The organism is Litoreibacter ponti (assembly GCF_003054285.1).
GTDB lineage: Bacteria > Pseudomonadota > Alphaproteobacteria > Rhodobacterales > Rhodobacteraceae > Litoreibacter > Litoreibacter ponti.
Genome location: NZ_QBKS01000001.1, coordinates 806,400 through 822,649 on the forward strand (window position 1 = coordinate 806,400; position 16,250 = coordinate 822,649).

General features: G+C 63.9%; 15 protein-coding genes and 1 tRNA gene. 8 read left to right on the forward strand and 8 right to left on the reverse strand.

Going from position 1 to position 16,250, the window contains the following annotated elements; genetic code table 11:
- Positions 1-2: 2 nt before the first annotated feature.
- Genes urtC through urtE form a run of 3 tightly spaced genes read left to right on the forward strand, consistent with a single transcriptional unit; the run spans position 3 to position 2,615 of the window.
- Positions 3-1,181 (forward strand): urea ABC transporter permease subunit UrtC, encoded by a 1,179-nt coding sequence (gene urtC / locus C8N43_RS04070; protein WP_107844383.1) that lies wholly within the window; start codon positions 3-5, stop codon positions 1,179-1,181.
- Positions 1,178-1,927 (forward strand): urea ABC transporter ATP-binding protein UrtD, encoded by a 750-nt coding sequence (urtD, locus tag C8N43_RS04075; RefSeq protein ID WP_107844384.1) that lies wholly within the window; start codon positions 1,178-1,180, stop codon positions 1,925-1,927. Before urtC ends, urtD begins: the two co-directional genes overlap by 4 nt.
- Entirely contained in the window at positions 1,920-2,615 is a 696-nt protein-coding gene (gene urtE / locus C8N43_RS04080; protein ID WP_107844385.1) for an urea ABC transporter ATP-binding subunit UrtE, read from the forward strand. Before urtD ends, urtE begins: the two co-directional genes overlap by 8 nt.
- On the opposite strand, the gene C8N43_RS04085 is transcribed toward urtE, so the two are convergent.
- The 4 genes from C8N43_RS04085 to C8N43_RS04100 form a co-directional block, all read right to left on the reverse strand.
- The gene (locus C8N43_RS04085; protein ID WP_107844386.1) at positions 2,604-3,212 is read right to left on the reverse strand and encodes an AAA family ATPase; all 609 of its coding nucleotides are present in this window, start codon (positions 3,210-3,212) and stop codon (positions 2,604-2,606) included. The two genes, urtE and C8N43_RS04085, sit on opposite strands and share 12 nt — an antisense overlap.
- Positions 3,212-3,982, reverse strand: a complete 771-nt coding sequence (locus C8N43_RS04090; RefSeq protein ID WP_107844387.1) for an ATP-binding cassette domain-containing protein — start codon at positions 3,980-3,982, stop codon at positions 3,212-3,214. Before C8N43_RS04090 ends, C8N43_RS04085 begins: the two co-directional genes overlap by 1 nt.
- The gene (locus C8N43_RS04095) at positions 3,982-5,049 is read right to left on the reverse strand and encodes an ABC transporter permease (RefSeq protein ID WP_107844388.1); all 1,068 of its coding nucleotides are present in this window, start codon (positions 5,047-5,049) and stop codon (positions 3,982-3,984) included. The genes C8N43_RS04090 and C8N43_RS04095 overlap by 1 nt, the downstream gene beginning before the upstream one ends.
- A gap of 100 nt (positions 5,050-5,149) precedes the next feature.
- Entirely contained in the window at positions 5,150-6,169 is a 1,020-nt protein-coding gene (locus C8N43_RS04100; protein WP_107844389.1) for a sugar ABC transporter substrate-binding protein, read from the reverse strand.
- 149 nt (positions 6,170-6,318) lie between these two features.
- On the opposite strand from C8N43_RS04100, the gene C8N43_RS04105 reads away from it, so the two are divergent.
- Together C8N43_RS04105 and C8N43_RS04110 are read left to right on the forward strand one after the other, a co-directional pair.
- Positions 6,319-7,524, forward strand: a complete 1,206-nt coding sequence (locus C8N43_RS04105) for an ROK family transcriptional regulator (protein WP_107844390.1) — start codon at positions 6,319-6,321, stop codon at positions 7,522-7,524.
- A gap of 108 nt (positions 7,525-7,632) precedes the next feature.
- Positions 7,633-9,906, forward strand: coding sequence for a mechanosensitive ion channel domain-containing protein (locus C8N43_RS04110; RefSeq protein ID WP_107844391.1), 2,274 nt, complete (start codon positions 7,633-7,635; stop codon positions 9,904-9,906).
- Here C8N43_RS04110 and C8N43_RS04115 read toward each other — a convergent pair.
- The 3 genes from C8N43_RS04115 to C8N43_RS04125 all read right to left on the reverse strand — a co-directional run bounded on the left by C8N43_RS04115 (position 9,903) and on the right by C8N43_RS04125 (position 12,950).
- On the reverse strand, positions 9,903-11,414 hold the full coding sequence (locus tag C8N43_RS04115) for a tripartite tricarboxylate transporter permease (RefSeq protein WP_107844392.1): 1,512 nt from the start codon (positions 11,412-11,414) through the stop codon (positions 9,903-9,905). The genes C8N43_RS04110 and C8N43_RS04115 overlap by 4 nt on opposite strands.
- Before the next feature lie 3 nt (positions 11,415-11,417).
- Entirely contained in the window at positions 11,418-11,900 is a 483-nt protein-coding gene (locus C8N43_RS04120; RefSeq protein ID WP_107844393.1) for a tripartite tricarboxylate transporter TctB family protein, read from the reverse strand.
- 63 nt (positions 11,901-11,963) lie between these two features.
- A complete protein-coding gene (locus C8N43_RS04125) occupies positions 11,964-12,950 on the reverse strand; it encodes a tripartite tricarboxylate transporter substrate binding protein (protein WP_107844394.1) in 987 nt (328 codons plus the stop codon).
- Positions 12,951-13,057: 107 nt separating this feature from the next.
- On the opposite strand from C8N43_RS04125, the gene C8N43_RS04130 reads away from it, so the two are divergent.
- From C8N43_RS04130 to C8N43_RS04140, 3 genes are read left to right on the forward strand one after another with little or no spacing between them, the layout of a single operon-like run.
- On the forward strand, positions 13,058-13,723 hold the full coding sequence (locus tag C8N43_RS04130) for a response regulator transcription factor (RefSeq protein WP_107844395.1): 666 nt from the start codon (positions 13,058-13,060) through the stop codon (positions 13,721-13,723).
- Positions 13,716-15,074 (forward strand): sensor histidine kinase, encoded by a 1,359-nt coding sequence (locus C8N43_RS04135; RefSeq protein ID WP_107844396.1) that lies wholly within the window; start codon positions 13,716-13,718, stop codon positions 15,072-15,074. The genes C8N43_RS04130 and C8N43_RS04135 overlap by 8 nt, the downstream gene beginning before the upstream one ends.
- Positions 15,053-16,036 carry an ABC transporter substrate-binding protein gene (locus C8N43_RS04140; protein WP_107844397.1) on the forward strand — a complete coding sequence of 328 codons (984 nt, stop codon included), beginning with the start codon at positions 15,053-15,055 and terminating at the stop codon, positions 16,034-16,036. Before C8N43_RS04135 ends, C8N43_RS04140 begins: the two co-directional genes overlap by 22 nt.
- A 9-nt stretch (positions 16,037-16,045) precedes the next feature.
- Here the strand turns inward: C8N43_RS04140 and C8N43_RS04145 are convergent.
- Positions 16,046-16,135 (reverse strand) — tRNA-Ser (locus C8N43_RS04145).
- Positions 16,136-16,250: the final 115 nt, after the last annotated feature.

Here is a 16,250-nt window from a genome sequence, read left to right on the forward strand (position 1 = left end):
CCATGAGCACACCACCCCGACAAAGCTTTATCGCACAAAACCCATCCGTGCTGTATTTCCTCGCAGCGCTCGGCCTGTTCACTCTTGGTGTCACTTTGTTGTCCGAGGCGACCGGGGTTGGCGTGATCTCGACCTCCTTCGTCAAGACGCTGGGCAAGACCCTGTGCCTGTGCCTGATCGCCATCGCGATGGACGTGGTCTGGGGCTATTGCGGCATCCTGAGCCTTGGGCATTTCGCCTTCTTCGGCATCGGCGGCTACGCCATCGGCATGTGGCTGATGTATGCGCGGACACAAGCCATCGTGGTGCCGTCCCTGATGGAGCGCGCGATCCCGCCGACGCCCGACGAGATCAGCGACGCGATCGGCAACCAGATCTTCGGCGTGGTCGGATCATCGGAATTCCCGCTGATCTGGGCTTTCGCGGACAGCCTGTTTTTGCAATTGGCAATGGTCGTGCTGGTGCCAGGCTTGCTGGCGCTGGTCTTTGGGTGGCTGGCCTTCCGGTCGCGGGTGACGGGGGTGTACCTGTCGATCCTGACGCAAGCTATGACGCTGGCCCTGTCGCTCTACCTGTTCCAGAACGACAGCGGGTTGCGCGGCAATAACGGCCTGTCGGGCCTGCAGAACATCCCGGGGTTCGAGGACACGTCACAGGCGGTGATCTCGATCGTGTTCTTCTACGCCTCGGCCTTGGCGCTGGCGATGGGCTATCTCTTCTTCGCATGGGTGATTTCCGGCAAGATGGGCAGCGTCGTGAAAGGCATCCGCGACAACGAGGCGCGCGTGAGGTTCCTTGGCTATCACGTTGAAAGTTATAAGCTCTTCATCTTCACGATCACCGCCGTCGTATCCGGCATCGCAGGCGCGCTTTATTACCCGCAGGCGGGCATCATCAACCCGGGCGAGATCGCGCCGATTGCGTCGATCTATCTGGCCGTCTGGGTCGCCATTGGCGGGCGCGGCAGGCTCTATGGCGCGGTGATCGGTGCGGCATTCGTGTCGCTTCTGTCGAGCTGGTTCACCGGCGGCGGCGCGCCCGATATCCCGCTCGGTTTCTACACGATCCAATGGACCGACTGGTGGCTGGTACTGCTGGGCTTCTCCTTCGTGGCCGTCACCCTGTTCTTCCCCAAAGGCATTGGCGGGCTGTTTGACTATCTGGTGAGGAAGCCGTCATGAGCATGCTGCTGGAAGTATCTGGCGTGTCGGTTTCGTTCGACGGCTTCAAGGCGATCAACAACCTGTCGATCAACTTCGCCGAGGCCGAGCTGCGCGCGATCATCGGGCCCAATGGCGCAGGCAAGACGACCTTCATGGACATCGTGACGGGCAAGACCAAGCCCGACGAGGGCCGCGTGATCTGGGGCGAGAAGAACATCTCGCTGCTGGGTATGTCGGAAAGCCAGATCGCGATGGAGGGCATCGGGCGCAAGTTCCAGAAACCCACCGTGTTCGAGGATCAGACGGTGCGGCAAAATCTGGCGATGGCGCTTAAGACCCCGCGCGGTCCGTTTGCGGTGCTGATGCACAAGAAAACCGCGACCAATGCCGCCCGGATCGAGGCGATTGCCGACGAGATCGGACTGCTCGATCAGCTGATGCGGCGCGCGGGGGAGCTGTCTCATGGGCAAAAGCAATGGCTCGAGATCGGGATGCTGCTGGCGCAGGACCCGCGTCTGCTGCTGGTCGACGAGCCCGCCGCGGGCATGACCGTGGAAGAGCGCGAGAAGACCACCGACATCCTGCGCCGCGCCGCCGAGACGCGCGCGGTCGTGGTTGTCGAGCATGACATGGCTTTCGTGCGCAGGCTCGAGTGCAAAGTGACCGTTCTGCACGAAGGATCGGTGCTGGCCGAGGGCAGTCTGGACCATGTGACCAGCGACCAGACGGTGATCGACGTCTATCTGGGGCGCGGCCATGCTTGATGTGCAAAACCTGAACCTGCATTACGGGCAGAGCCAGATTCTGTGGGACGTGTCGCTGGACGCGCCTTTGGGCAAGATCACCGCGTTGATGGGCAATAATGGTGTCGGCAAGACATCGCTTTTGAAGGCGGTTGCCGGGCGGCATCCGGCATCCGGCGGGGACGTCTCGGTGGACGGCGCCCCTGCCCGGTTCTCGAACGCGTTCAACGCCGCGCGGGCGGGCGTGGCCTATGTGCCCCAAGGCCGCGAAGTCTTCCCGATGATGAGCGTAATGGAGAACCTCGAGACTGGCTTCGCCTGCCTGCCGAAGGACGCCCACACGATCCCGGATTACATCTTCGACCTGTTCCCGGTGCTACTGGACATGAAATCGCGCCGCGGCGGTGACTTGTCGGGCGGGCAGCAACAGCAGTTGGCGATTGCCCGTGCACTAATTACGCGACCCAAGGTGCTGCTTCTGGACGAGCCGACGGAGGGCATTCAACCCAATGTCATCCAGCAGATCGGCGAGGCGCTGAAGCTGCTGCGCGGCCAGGGCGAGATGGCGATCCTGCTGGTCGAACAGAACGCAGATTTCGCCTATGGCATCGCGGATCGCTTCGTGCTGATGGAAGGCGGGCGGATCAAGCGGGCGACTGAGAAGGACGGCTATGCCCGCGATAATCTGATCGCGGACCTAGCGCTCTGAGCTGATCGTGATGTCGGCGGGCAGGCTTTCGCGCAGTACGGTCCGGGCGTTGGGCAAATCGTTGGTTTCCGTCTTCGTCACCGCGTCGCCCTCGGCATAGCCAAAATCGCGCCAACGCTGCAAAAGCCGGTCGCGCAGGACGTCCTCGGGCGCGGTAAGCAGGATCGAGATATCCCACATCGCCGCCAATTTGCGCCAGCCCGGGCGGTCAAGCAGAAGGTAATTGCCTTCGACGATCACCGTGTCCACCTCTGGCCCGACGATCCCCGCCCCGGCGATGGCCGCGTCGCGGGCGCGATCGAAGAGCGGGAAGATGACTTCTTCCTCGTCGGCCAATCGCCGCACCAGATGGGTGAGCCCCGCGATATCGAACGTCTCGGGCGCGCCCTTGCGCGTGCTCAGACCCCGCTCGGCCAGCAGGCTGTTGTCGAGGTGAAAGCCGTCCATCGGTACGACCTGCGAGGCGGGCACCACCTGCGGCAATTGCTCGGACAGGGTGGATTTGCCGCTGGCGGGCGGGCCAACCAAAGCGACCAGTCGCCTGCGCGCCTTGAAGGGCGCGGCGGCAATCCGGGCCGTGACGGACGCCAGGTCCATCAGGCGGCCTTCGGTTCGGGCTCCTTGGCGCCGGTCATGTAGGCCACCGCGTCGGACATGGAATGTTCCTTGGGGTCAATGACACACAGCCGCCGCCCCAGACGGTGCACATGGATGCGGTCGGCCACCTCGAACACATGGGGCATGTTGTGGCTGATCAGGATGATCGGGATGCCGCGCGAGCGCACATCAAGGATCAGCTCCAGTACCTTGCGGCTTTCCTTGACGCCAAGCGCCGCGGTGGGCTCGTCGAGGATCACAACCTTGGACCCAAAGGCCGCCGCGCGGGCCACGGCGACGCCCTGGCGCTGCCCGCCCGAGAGCGACTCGACCGCTTGGTTGATGTTCTGGATCGTGGCCAGCCCCAGCTCGTTGAGCTTGTCGCGGGCGAATTTCTCCATCGCGGATTTGTCGAGACGGCGGAAGACCTTACCCAGAACCCCGGGTTTGCGCAGCTCGCGCCCCATGAACATGTTATCGGCGATCGACAAAGCGGGCGACATGGCGAGCTGCTGGTAGACCGTCTCGATCCCCTCGGCGCGGGCGTCGATGGGGGAGCGGAACTTGACCTCGCGCCCCTCCAGCCAGACCTGACCCTCGTCCGGCACAACCGCGCCGGAGACCGCCTTGATCATCGACGATTTCCCGGCGCCGTTGTCGCCGATGACGGCGAGGATCTCGCCCGGCATCAGATCGAAATCGGCATGGTCCAGCGCCGTGACTTTACCGTAGCGCTTGACCAGCCCGCGTGCTTTCAGAATCGGCTCCATTATGCGCTCACTTTCCGGATCCACTGATCCACTGCGACGGCTGCGATGATCAGCCAGCCGATTAGCATGAAGGTCCATTGCGGGTCGGCGCCCGCCATCCGCAGGCCAAGCTCGAATACACCAACGATCAGCGCGCCGAACAAGGCGCCCGCAATCGAGCCGCGCCCGCCAAAGAGCGAAATGCCCCCGATCACGACGGCAGTGATGGCCTGAATGTTCCCGATGACCCCGGTTGTGGCGGACGGCGAGATTGAGCCGAACCGCCCGATCATCACCCAGGCCGCGAGGCCGCAGATGAAGCCGGTGACCATATAGACGGACATGTAGGTCTTGTGCACATTGACGCCCGACAGCTCCGCCGCTTCGGGGTCGTCGCCCACCGCATAGACATGCCGCCCCCATGCGGTGGAGCGCAACGCGTAGGCCAGCACGATGAAGAGCACGATCATCAAGACCACGCCCAGCGTGAAGGTCGCGCCGCCGAATTGCAGCTTGTAGCCTAGGAATTGCAGGAAGGCGGCCTCCGCCTCGATATCTTGGCTGCGGATCGTCTCGTTGGCGGAATAGAGGTAATTCGCGGCCAGCACGATTTGCCACATGCCGAGCGTGACGATGAAGGGCGGCAGCTTCATGCGGCTGACGAGCCAGCCGCTGATCGCGCCGATGGTGGTGCCAACCGCCAGACCGATGGCCACGGAGATGGCGGGCGGGATGCCGTAGCTGAAGGTGGCCTTGCCCATGACGACCGTACACAGCACCGCGATGGCCCCGACGCTGAGGTCAATGCCCGCGGTCAGAATGATCAGGGTCTGCGCCGCGGCCAGCACGCCCACGATCTGCACCTGCTGCAAGATCAGCGTCAGCGCAAAGGGCGAGAAAAAGCGCGAGCCCAGCAGGAGGCCAAAAAGCGCGATGGAGAAGACCAACACGATCAGCGGCACCAGGGACGGGGTCTGATGCAGCCGGTTCTGAATCTGGCCCACGAGGCCTTTGCGGTTGTCCTCGAACTGGGCGACCTGCGCGTTGGCGGTCGTGGCGGCGGACTCGTAATTGTCAGAGCTGGACATGGGGACGGCCTATTTCAAAGGGCGGGTGCGCCCGAGGGCAGGCGCGAAGCCTGCCCACGGGTTTGTGATTTAGATCAGGTGGTTGCAGTCCACCCGGGGCTTAGCCCCAGCAGCGATCTTTGCCTTCGGCGACCGAGATGCTCTCGACCCCGTCGGCGGGCTTGTCCGTCACCAGCGAGACGCCGGTGTCAAAGAACGCCTTGCCTTCGGTGGCTTCCGGCTTGGTGCCGTCCTTGGCCCAGGCGGCAATCGCCTCGATCCCGAGGGACGCCATCAGCAGCGGATACTGCTGCGAGGTCGCCCCGATCACGCCGTCAGCCACGTTCTGCACACCGGGGCAGCCGCCATCGACGGAGACGATCAGCACGTCATTCTCGCGGCCGATGGCCTTGAGCGCCTCATAGGCGCCCGCGGCGGCCGGCTCGTTGATCGTGTACACAACGTTGATGCCGGGATCCTTGGCCAGCAGGTTCTCCATGGCGCGGCGGCCGCCTTCCTCGTTGCCGGAGGTCACGTCATTGCCGACGATGCGCGGATCATCCTCGTCGCCCCACTTGTTGGGGTCCTTCACATCGATGCCGAAGCCCGTCAGGAAGCCCTGATCGCGCAGCACGCCCACGGTGGGCTGGCTGATGGCCAGATCAAGCATGCCGATCTTGGCGTCAGCTGCAGCATCCCCCAGCGTCGCGGCGGCCCATTTGCCGATCAGCTCACCGGCCAGGAAGTTGTCGGTGGCAAAGGTCATGTCGGCGGCGTCAATCGGCTCCAGCGGCGTGTCGAGCGCGATGACCAGAAGCCCCGCATCGCGCGCTTGCTGCACGACCGGCGAGATGGATGAAGTATCCGACGCGGTCAGCAGGATGCCCTTGGCGCCGTTGGCGATGCAGGTCTCGATGGCCTGCACCTGGGTCTCGTGGTCGCCATCGACCTTGCCCGCGTAGCTGCTGAGCGAGATGCCCAGCTCTTCGGCCTTCGCGGTCGCGCCTTCGCGCATCTTCACGAAGAACGGGTTGGTGTCGGTCTTGGTGATCAGGCAGGCAGAGACAGCATGGCCATCCGCCGCAGCCGCCCCCGCAGATGCGATCAGAGCCATTGCGGTTCCAGCGATAAATTTCTTCATTAGTTCCTCCCACGGAATTCGAAAGCCGCCTACCGGGTGAGGCGGAATATCGCCAAAATTGAGCGATTCCCGGGCGAAGTCAATTAATAAATAAACTTGATTTAATAATCGCGCTTGACCATTCTGCGGTCTATCCAAAAGAGAGCGCCATGGAGCAATCCGCCAAAATCAGATCGTTGAGCGAAGGCTTCAACCAACGCGGGGTGCGCAATCACAACGAGCGGCTGATCCTGTCCGTGCTGCAGCGCCATGGCGAGCTGCCGGGCAGCGAAATCGCGCGCGAGACGCATCTGTCGGCGCAGACCGTGTCCGTCATCTTGCGCAAACTCGAGGCCGACGGCCTGCTGATCAAGGGCGCGCCGGTCAAGGGCAAGGTCGGCAAGCCGTCGATCCCGATGGCCCTGAACCCCGAAGGCGCGCTTGGGCTTGGGGTCAAGGTCGGGCGGCGCTCCAGCGAGGTCGTGCTGACCGATCTTCTGGGCCGGGTGTTGTTCCAGCGCCAGCTCGGCTACGCAATCGCCCTGCCCCGCACCGTATTCGCGTTTATCGAGGCGGCCTACCGGGATGCGCTCGACAGTGTCGGCGCGACGCTGGCCGCGCGGGTCTGTGGCATCGGCGTCGCGGCCCCGTTTGAGATCTGGAAATGGGGGGCGACCGACCGCAACACGCCCGAGGAATTTCTGTCGTGGAAGGATGTCTCGTTCCGCGAGCGGCTCACCGAGATCACCGACCTGCCCGTCTTCATGCTCAACGACGCGACCAGCGCCTGCTGGGCGGAACATGTCTACGGGCGGGGCCGTGAATATAGCGACTACGCCTACATGTTCGTGTCGACCTTCATCGGCGGGGGTATCGTGCTGAACCAGGCGGTCTATGAGGGCCCCAGTGGCAATGCAGGTGCCTTTGGCCCCTTGCGTGTGGGGGACCGCGCCGGGCGCACGCGGCAATTGCTGGATGTGGCGTCGGTGCATGTGCTGGAGGACCGGCTCAGCGCCGCAGGCCACGACCCGCGCGCGTTGTGGGCGGAGCCGCAGGACTGGCAGTCCTTCGAGGCCGAGGTCGCGCCCTGGCTGGACGAAACCGGCGCCGCCATCGCGCAGGCTTGCGTGTCCGTGGCGTCGGTCATCGACTTTGAAGCCGTCATCATCGACGGCGCCTTTCCGGAGGAAATCCGAACCCGGCTCGTCGCCGCCGTGCGCGAGAAGCTGCCGCACGAAGACAGCCGCGGTCTGATCCTGCCGGAGATCGAAGAAGGCTCCATCGGGCGTGAGGCGCGCGGCATCGGGGCGGCCAGCGGGCCGATCTTTGCGCAGTATTTCCTCAACACGAACGCCCGCGCCGCAGCGCCCGCATAGACAATCACAAAATATTAGCATCTGTACGGAACAAGTTCCGGGGCTTCGCGCGTTACTCCCTTTGATGTCGTCAATCGGCGTGCCCAAGAAGATACAAGTAAGGACCCGATGTCGTCGTATAGTTTCAAGACCCGCTTGCTCGCCTGCCTTCTCGCATTTTTCGTCGCCCTGACCGGGGCCCCCTCCGCCGCGCAGGATCAGGCGGCCGAGGGCGCGGATGGCGCACTTTCGACTCTGCTTGACGTGCTCAAGGACGACGCCGCCCGCGAAAAACTGATCGCGGAGCTGGAAGCCAGCGTCGCGCCAGCCGCCGAAGCGGTCGCGGAGACTGCCACAGCCACGGCCCAAGAGCAGGTGTCGCTTGGACGCCGCATCGCCGTATTCACGCAAGAGGCGGTGGAAGGCACGGTCGAGCGTGCGACAGCCCTTTGGTCCGGGCTGACCAGTGGCGAGAACGCGCTGTCGGGCCTGCGTGGCGACGAGTTCGGCATCGTCCTGTCGGCCCTGCCCAGCCTGCTATTGGTTATCGTGATCACCGTGGGGATTTACATCGGGCTGCGCCTGCTGGCGCGTCCCTTCTATCGCCGCATGGGCAACAGGGCGCATGAGGCAAACAGTTTCTCCACCGCGCTGTTATTCGTCGGGACCAACTTGGTGGACGCGGTGATCGTGGTCCTCGCGTGGGCCGCGGGCTACGCGATTACGGTTCTGGCCTTGGGCGAGTTCGGCAATATCGGCATCCGCCAGACCATGTATCTCAACGCCTTCCTGATCGTCGAAATGGTCAAGGTCGCGATCCGGGTGGTGCTGTCGCCCAGTGCCAGCGGGCTGCGCATTGTGCCGCTGAGCGACAGCGCGGCGCAGTCGCTCTACCGCACGGCCAAGATCGTGGTCAGCGTTCTGGGCTACGGCCAGTTGCTGGTTGTGCCAATCGTCAATCAAAGCGCGTCTTTCGCCGCGGGCAGCGGCATCACCGCGCTGTTGGCGGTCGGTGTACTGATCTACCTGATGACCGTGGTCTGGGCCCGCCGCAAGCCCGTAGCGGCGTGGATCGTGGCGATGTTCGACCCGCACGCGCCCGTGCAAACCGACCAGCCCGGTCCCGCAGAGCAAGCGACCGCAGAGGCCGCAGCCGAGATAGAGGCCCCTGCCCGCCCCGGCGGCCTGCGCGGCATGCTGATGTCGCTCGCGCTGATCTGGCACTGGTTTGCGCTGGTCTACCTGACGGCGATCTTCATCGTGGTCATGACCCAACCCGCAGAGACCACCTTCGCGGTGCTCATCGCGTCGGGCAAGGTGCTGGCGACCCTCGTGGCGGCATCGCTGGTCTCTGGTATGCTGGCGCGCTCAATCGCCACGGGCATTTCCCTGCCCGAGGACGTCACGATGAAGCTGCCGCTGCTCGAGCCGCGGCTCAACGGCTTCATGACCCGCGCGCTCGGCGCGGTGCGGCTGGTGATCATGGCGATTGCGGTGTTCTTCATCCTCGACATCATCAGCGTGCTGGATGTGCGCGGCTGGCTCGGCACTCAGTTCGGCCAGGAGCTGGCCGGGACGCTGGTCACCTTGGGCTTGATCCTTGTCGTGGCCTTCGCGCTGTGGCTGGCCATGACCTCCTGGGTCGATTTCCGGCTGAACCCGGAATACGGCGCGGTGCCAACGGCGCGCGAGACCACGCTGCTATCGCTGTTGCGCAATGCGCTGACGATCGTGCTGGTAGTGCTTACGCTTATGTTCTGCCTGTCGGAGATCGGGCTGGATATCGGCCCGCTGCTGGCCTCTGCCGGCGTGTTGGGCCTTGCCATCGGCTTTGGCGCACAGAAGATGGTGCAGGACATCATCACCGGCGTGTTCATCCAGTTCGAGAACGCGATCAACGTGGGCGATGTCATCACTGTGGGCGGCACCACCGGCGGGGTGGAGAAGCTGTCCGTGCGCTCGGTCTCCTTGCGCGATGTGCATGGCGTCTTCCACATCATTCCGTTCTCCAGCGTCGACATGGTGTCCAACTTCTCGCGCGATTTCTCCTTTGCGGTCTGCGACATGGGCGTGGCCTACCGCGAGAATGTCGACGAGGTGCGCGAGGTCATGCATGCCTGTTTCGACGAGCTGCGCGAGCATCCCGATCAGGGCGGCTTCATCCTTGGCGATCTGGAATGGTTCGGCGTGCAGTCCTTCGGCGACAGCGCCGTGGTGCTGCGCTGCCGGATCAAGACACTGCCGGGCAAGCAATGGGGCGTGGGCCGCGCCTATAACGAGATCCTCAAGCGCCAGTTCGACGCGGCAGGGATCGAGATCCCCTTCCCGCACCAGACGATCTTCTTTGGCGAAAGCAAGGACGGCAAGACCCAGCCCCTGAAGGTCGTGAGCGACGAGACCTAGTCGCCGTCCGCCACGCCCTGCGCGCGCAGCCGCGCGCGGCGGGCGCGGTAGCTGGGCAGCAGGATCAGGATCGCGGCGATCACCAGCAGGCCAAGCGTCATGGGGCGTTCCCAGATGAAGGACACGCCGTCGTAAAGCTGCATCGAGCGGGCAAAGTTGTTCTCAAGCATGCCGCCCAGGATGAAGCCGATGAGCAGCGGCGCGAGCGGATAGTCCGCGAATTTCAGCGCCGTCGCGCAGATGCCGAAAGCCACTAGGATCAAGAGCTCGGTCGCGTTGTTCTGCCCGATATAGGCCCCCATCAGGGTGAAGAACAAAATGAACGGGATCAGGTAGTTGCGCGGGATCGCCAGCACCTTGGCGATATAGGGGATCAGCGGCAGGTTCAGGATCAGCAGCACCAGGTTGCCGATGAACATCGACATGATGACCGCCCAGAAAATCTGCGGCTCGTCGATCATCAGGCGAGGACCGGGCGAGACGTTCAGCGCGATCAACGCGCCGAGCAGGATCGCAGTGGTGCCGGAGCCGGGGATGCCCAGCGTCAGCAGCGGCACGAAGGAGCCGGTGCAGGCGGCGTTGTTCGCCGTCTCAGGCGCGGCAAGCCCTTTGATCGAGCCTTTGCCGAACTCGTCCTGCTCGTGCTTCGGTGCAATGTTGCGCTCGACCGCGTAGCCAAGGAAGCTGGCAATTGTCGCCCCCGCGCCGGGCAGCACGCCGATGAAGAAGCCCTGAATGGATTGCCGACCGATGACCGGCGCGATGGAGCGCGCCTCCGCCCCGGTGATGCGCAGATCCTTGATCTCGCCATCGGCGCTGCCGGCGTCCTTGGGCTTCAGGACCAGAAACAGCGCCTCTGGCAGGGCGAACATCGCCATGGCCAGCGTGATGAAGCCAAAGCCCGATTGCAGGTCCATGATCCCGCCAGTGAAGCGCGGCAGGTTGAACAGCGCCCCCTCGCCCACGGTGGCCATGATCAGGCCCAGCACGGTCATCAGCAGCGCCTTGCCCACCTGCCCCGTGCCCGCGAAGGCCGCGATGGCCGACAGGCCCACGACCATCAGCGCGAAATACTCCGCCGAGTGGAACAGCAATGCGACCGAGGACAGCATCGGCGCGAAGACCATCAACAAGATCGCGCCGATCGTGCCGCCCGCGAAGCTCGCGATTGCGGCAATGGTCAGCGCCTTGCCTGCCTTGCCTTGGCGGGCCATCGGATAGCCGTCGAAGCTCGACGCCACGGTGCCCGCAACACCCGGCGCATTCAGCAGGATCGACGAGGTGGAGCCGCCGAAAATCGCGCCGTAATAGACCCCCGCCAGCAGGATCAGCGCGGCAGACGGATCGCCCATGGAGATCGCCACCGGGATCATGATCGCGATAATCGACATCGGCCCCAGCCCCGGCAACATGCCGATGAACGTGCCGATCAGGCAGCCCGCGATCACCATCGCGAGGTTCTGGAATGACATGGCCGTTTGCAGGCCGATCAGAAGTCCTTCGAGCATGGATCAGCCTCCCAGAAAGCCCGGCAGCGGGCGCATGTAGATGCCAAGAACCTCTTGGACCAGATACCAGACCACCCCGGTCGCGGTCAGCGCGATAGGGATCATCACCAGCCATTTGCGCTCGCCCAGGATGAACGAGCCGAGAACGAGAAAGGCAGTGGTGGAGATCAGAAATCCCAGCGGGCGCAGGCACAGCGCGTAAGCGGCCATCAGCGCCAGCAACATCACCGCTTGGCCGAGCTTGTATTCATGCAGGCGGCGGTAGTCGATTTCCGGCTCTTTCGCCTCGGATTTCTCGAGGCCCAGCAGGATCGACAGGCAGGCGAGCGTCGCCAGCACCGACAGCACTTTTGGGAAAGTCGAGGGCCAGATCGGGTTACGCTTCATGAAGGGCGCGAGCGAGGCATCCATCGTGAACCAGGCCGTGTAGCCGTAGGTCAGACAAATGCCTAACAATATCAGTGCAATCCAGCGATCGAGCGCCATCACATCCCCTCCCCCGGAATGAGAAAAAGGCAGAGCAGCGCGGGGCCGCTCTGCCAAAGTGGTTTAGAGGAAGCCGAGCTTCTTCATCAGATCGCCGATGACCTTTTCCTGGTCCTCGAGGAAGGCTTTGAAGTCGTCGCCGGGGTTGTGGATGTTCACCCACCCGTTGCGTGCGCGCACTTCTTCCCACTCGGGCGTGTCATACATCTTGGCGATGGCGTCCTGATAAGCGGCGGTCTTGTCCGCAGGCAGGCCCGGGGCGCCAAAGAAGCCACGCCAGTTGACGAAGGTCGTGTCGATGCCCTGCTCTTTCAGGGTCATGGCGTCGGGGGCCGCGGGCACCCGCTCGTCCGAGGTCACGCCGATGATTTTCACTTCGCCCGCGTTCGCCAGATCAACCGCCTCGGAGAAGCCGGTCGACAAGGCCGCGATCTCGCCCGACAGCAGCGCTGCCATGGCTTTGCCGCCAGCGTCGTAAGGGATGTATTTCACGTTGAGCGCATCTTTGCCCGCCGCTTCCATCGCCATGGCCGCCACAAGGTGGTCCATGCCGCCCGGAACCGAGCCGCCGCCGATTGCGGTGCCGGACGGGTCGGCGTCATAGGCGGCCAGCAGGTCGTCCATGTTGTTGATCGGGCTGTCCTTGCCCACCACGATGGCCGCGTAGTCACCGATGGTGCCAGCCACGAGGGTCAGGTCGCGGAAGCTCTGCGGGAACACGCCCGTCAGCGAGCGGATCACGATGGGGGTCGAGTTGACCATCAGCGTGCCGTGGTTGCTTTCGGCGTTCTCGATCAGGTAGCCGATGGCCTTGCCGCCGCCGCCGCCCGACATGTTCTCGTAAGATGCGGAGCCGACAAGGCCCGCATTCGTCAGCGCTTCGCCGGTGCCGCGAGCGGTACCGTCCCAGCCGCCGCCAGCGCCGCCGGGGATCAGGAAGTGGATGCTGTCCACAACCTGATGGCCGTCCGCATGTGCGCTGGTGCCAAAGCTCAGGGCCGCCACAGCAGCCGCCATCAGGGCCCTGCGGCCCAGTTTCAATGTCGTCATAGATTGTCCTCCCATTTGACAACTGTCCGCGTCGCGGCTCAGTTGCATGCAGGCAATCATGCAAACCTGACACAGACCTGTCACGCATCACTTGGGCGGCGCATCGAATGAAATTCCTGCTTGTCGAGGACAACCAAGAGCTGGCGCACGCGGTCTCGAGCCGGATGAGCCTCGACGGGCATGTCGTTGATCATGCGGGCAATTTGGAAGATGCAATCGCCTTCTCCGAGACCGGGGAATACGACCTGATCCTGCTCGATATCATGTTGCCCGATGGCGATGGGCGCAGCTTCCTCAAACGCCATCGCGCGGGCCAGAAGGACACGCCGGTGATCGTTCTGACCGCCCGCAGCCAGGTGTCCGACAGAATCAGCATCCTTGATCTGGGCGCCGATGACTACGTCACCAAGCCCTTTGACCATGCAGAGCTGCAGGCCCGCTGCCGCGCCGTGTTGCGCCGCCAAGCGGGCAAGGCGCAGACGGTGCAAGTGCTGGGTGATGTCACGTTTGATCCAGTGGCCGGCCACCTGAAAGTTGGTGAGACACAAGTGGACCTGCGCAACCGGGAGCTGCGCCTGCTGGAGCTTCTGATCGGCGCGCCGGGGCAGATTTTCTCAAAGCAAAAGCTGGTGGATCGGCTGTTTTCCTACGACGAGGACGTCTCCGAGAACGCGGTGGAGGTCTATATCGGCCGGTTGCGCAAGCATCTTGAGCGCTCAAACCTGAGGATCACCACCCTGCGCGGCCTCGGCTATCGGCTGGACCATGACTGAGGTTTTACGCAGCTCCGGTTCTTTGCGACGCCGCCTGATGGTGACGCTGATCGGCGGGGCGGCGGTGCTGGCCGTGCTGGTCTTCCTGCTGCTGCGCGGCTACGCCACGGCGGTTGCGCAGCAAAGCCAGGACGCGATCCTTGGGGCCTCCGTCACGTCGATCCTCGACGCCGCGCTGATCCGCGACGGCGCGCTGGAACTCGACATTCCCTATGCCGCCTTTTCGATGCTGACGACGCAGCAGGACGACCGAATTTTCTACGAAATTCAACAAGATGACACGCATCTTTCAGGCTATGAAGGGCTGTCGCCGCCCTTTCCGCGAATGAAGCTGCAAGACATCCAGACGCTGCAATTTCAAGGCTCACAGGTACGCCGGGTCACCAACAGGCGCTGGCTGATTGCCGAGGACAACCGAACGCTGATCACCGTCTCGGTCGCTCAGACACAGGACGCCATGGCGGGCACTTTGGCGGATATCTCTCGCAATGCCGCGCTGTTTGGTGGTGGGTTCTTCGTGCTGGCAACGCTGCTGGCGCTCTGGGCCAGCTCGACCACGATCCGCCCCCTGCGCGCGCTTGGCCAATCGGTGGCACGGCGCGGCCCGCAGGACCTGACGCCCTTCTCCAAACCCGTGCCGTCCGAAATGCAGCCGCTGGTGGGCGCGCTGAACTCGCTGATGGGCCGGCTCGACCAGTCGCTCAACCGCTCGGAGGATTTCATCGCCGAGGCCGCCCACCGGGTGCGCACGCCGCTGGCCACCGTGCGCTCCTATGCGGAAGCCACGTTGCAGCGCGTCGACCGGGAAGAGAACCGCCAGGCGCTGCGATCCATGGTGCGCGCGATTGACGAAAGCTCACGGGCGGCGGGCCAGCTGTTGGATCATGCGATGATCACATTCCGCGCCGATCATCTGGAACGCCAGCAGCTTGATCTGGGCGAGCTGGTGGCCGAGCTGGTGCGCGGCCTGACCCCGATTGCCGACATGAAAGACCTGTTCTTGCGCATCCACCAGGATGGCCCTGTCACCTGCACGGGCGACCCGATCCTGCTGCAAAACGCGGTGCGCAATGTGATCGACAACGCCTTGAAATACTCGCCCGCCGAAAGCGTCGTGGAGATCACGCTCACCGCCTCACCGCAGGTCATCATCTGTGACGAAGGCCCCGGCTTTCCGCCCGACGAAATCGACACGCTCGCCACGCGGTTCCAGCGCGGCGGCAACGCGAAAGGCACGATCGGCTCTGGCCTTGGCCTGACCATCGCCCAGGACGTGGCGGTGGCCCATGGCGGCGCGCTGAAGCTCGAGAACCGACCGGAGGGCGGCGCATGCGTTACCTTATCGCTTTGATCCTGTGGCTCCTGCCCGCGCTCGCGGGCGCACAGGAGTGGGAGGACCGACAGGTCTTCGGCGACGCGCCCGCCCCGCTCAGGGTTCTGTCCAGCACCGATACGTCTTTCTTTGCCCCGATCATCGAGGGCTATCTCACCGCCAACCCCGGCACGGCCGTGGAGTATCTGGTGACCGGCACCGCCGATCTGAACACCCGGTTTCGCGCGGACCCGGCCGCCTTCGATCTGGTGATTTCCAGCGCGATGGATCTGCAGTTGAAGCTCGCCAATGACGGCTTCGGCGCGCGCATCGAAGAGCTGGACCATCCTGATTGGGCCGAATGGCGCCAGACGCTTTTCGCCTTCACGTCGGAGCCCGCAGCAATCGTCATCAACCGCGCGGCCTTCACCGGCCACGATATCCCGCAGACCCGGCAAGAGCTGATCCAGTCCCTGCGCGCCCGACCAGAGGTGTTTCGCGGGCGCGTGGGCACCTATGACGTGCGGCAATCGGGGCTGGGCTACTTGTTTGCGACGCAGGATGCCCGCGCATCGGAGACCTACTGGCGGCTGATGGAGGTCATGGGCGCGCTCGACGCAAAGCTTTACTGCTGCTCCGGCGAGATGATCGACGAGCTGGCCGATGGGCGTCTCGCCGTGGCCTACAATGTGCTGGGCAGCTACGCGCAGGCGCGCCAGGCCGAGACGCCGGGGCTCGAGATCATCCTGCCGCAGGATTTCCCTACAACGATGATGCGCAGCGCGCTGATCTCCCGCGATGCGCCGCAGCCCGCGCGGGCCGAGGCCTTTCTGCGCCACCTGCTCGGCCCGGGCATCCGTGCAGCCCCGCTGCCCGCCCTGACGGGGGAGCTGGGCCAATCCACGATCACGCTGGCGCCTGCGCTGATGACCTATCTGGACACGCTCAAGCGACGCACGTTTCTCACGGAATGGGAAAACGCGATCATCCAGCGGCAATGAAGGGGGATATGGCGGACAGACAGGGATTCGAACCCTGGAGACGGTCTCCCGCCTACACACTTTCCAGGCGTGCGCCTTCGACCACTCGGCCACCTGTCCGTAGCGCAGGGTTTAGCCAATAGGCGGTGACATTTGCAAGGGGTCCACGGCGCTTTTTTCACGCGAAGCCGTGCACGTGTCTCCCCGGCTTCATCTCGGCAAAAGCATTCGAAAT

Bases quoted from the DNA above. Each gene is read 5' to 3' on its own strand.
- C8N43_RS04085 (WP_107844386.1), bottom strand. From the start codon at position 3,212: ATGGACCTGGCGTCCGTCACGGCCCGGATTGCCGCCGCGCCCTTCAAG.
- C8N43_RS04110 (WP_107844391.1), top strand. From the start codon at position 7,633: ATGTCGTCGTATAGTTTCAAGACCCGCTTGCTCGCCTGCCTTCTCGCA.
- C8N43_RS04105 (WP_107844390.1), top strand. From the start codon at position 6,319: ATGGAGCAATCCGCCAAAATCAGATCGTTGAGCGAAGGCTTCAACCAA.
- C8N43_RS04120 (WP_107844393.1), bottom strand. From the start codon at position 11,900: ATGGCGCTCGATCGCTGGATTGCACTGATATTGTTAGGCATTTGTCTG.
- C8N43_RS04100 (WP_107844389.1), bottom strand. From the start codon at position 6,169: ATGAAGAAATTTATCGCTGGAACCGCAATGGCTCTGATCGCATCTGCG.
- C8N43_RS04090 (WP_107844387.1), bottom strand. From the start codon at position 3,982: ATGGAGCCGATTCTGAAAGCACGCGGGCTGGTCAAGCGCTACGGTAAA.
- urtC (WP_107844383.1), top strand. From the start codon at position 3: ATGAGCACACCACCCCGACAAAGCTTTATCGCACAAAACCCATCCGTG.
- C8N43_RS04095 (WP_107844388.1), bottom strand. From the start codon at position 5,049: ATGTCCAGCTCTGACAATTACGAGTCCGCCGCCACGACCGCCAACGCG.
- C8N43_RS04115 (WP_107844392.1), bottom strand. From the start codon at position 11,414: ATGCTCGAAGGACTTCTGATCGGCCTGCAAACGGCCATGTCATTCCAG.
- C8N43_RS04140 (WP_107844397.1), top strand. From the start codon at position 15,053: ATGCGTTACCTTATCGCTTTGATCCTGTGGCTCCTGCCCGCGCTCGCG.
- C8N43_RS04135 (WP_107844396.1), top strand. From the start codon at position 13,716: ATGACTGAGGTTTTACGCAGCTCCGGTTCTTTGCGACGCCGCCTGATG.
- urtE (WP_107844385.1), top strand. From the start codon at position 1,920: ATGCTTGATGTGCAAAACCTGAACCTGCATTACGGGCAGAGCCAGATT.
- C8N43_RS04125 (WP_107844394.1), bottom strand. From the start codon at position 12,950: ATGACGACATTGAAACTGGGCCGCAGGGCCCTGATGGCGGCTGCTGTG.
- C8N43_RS04130 (WP_107844395.1), top strand. From the start codon at position 13,058: ATGAAATTCCTGCTTGTCGAGGACAACCAAGAGCTGGCGCACGCGGTC.
- urtD (WP_107844384.1), top strand. From the start codon at position 1,178: ATGAGCATGCTGCTGGAAGTATCTGGCGTGTCGGTTTCGTTCGACGGC.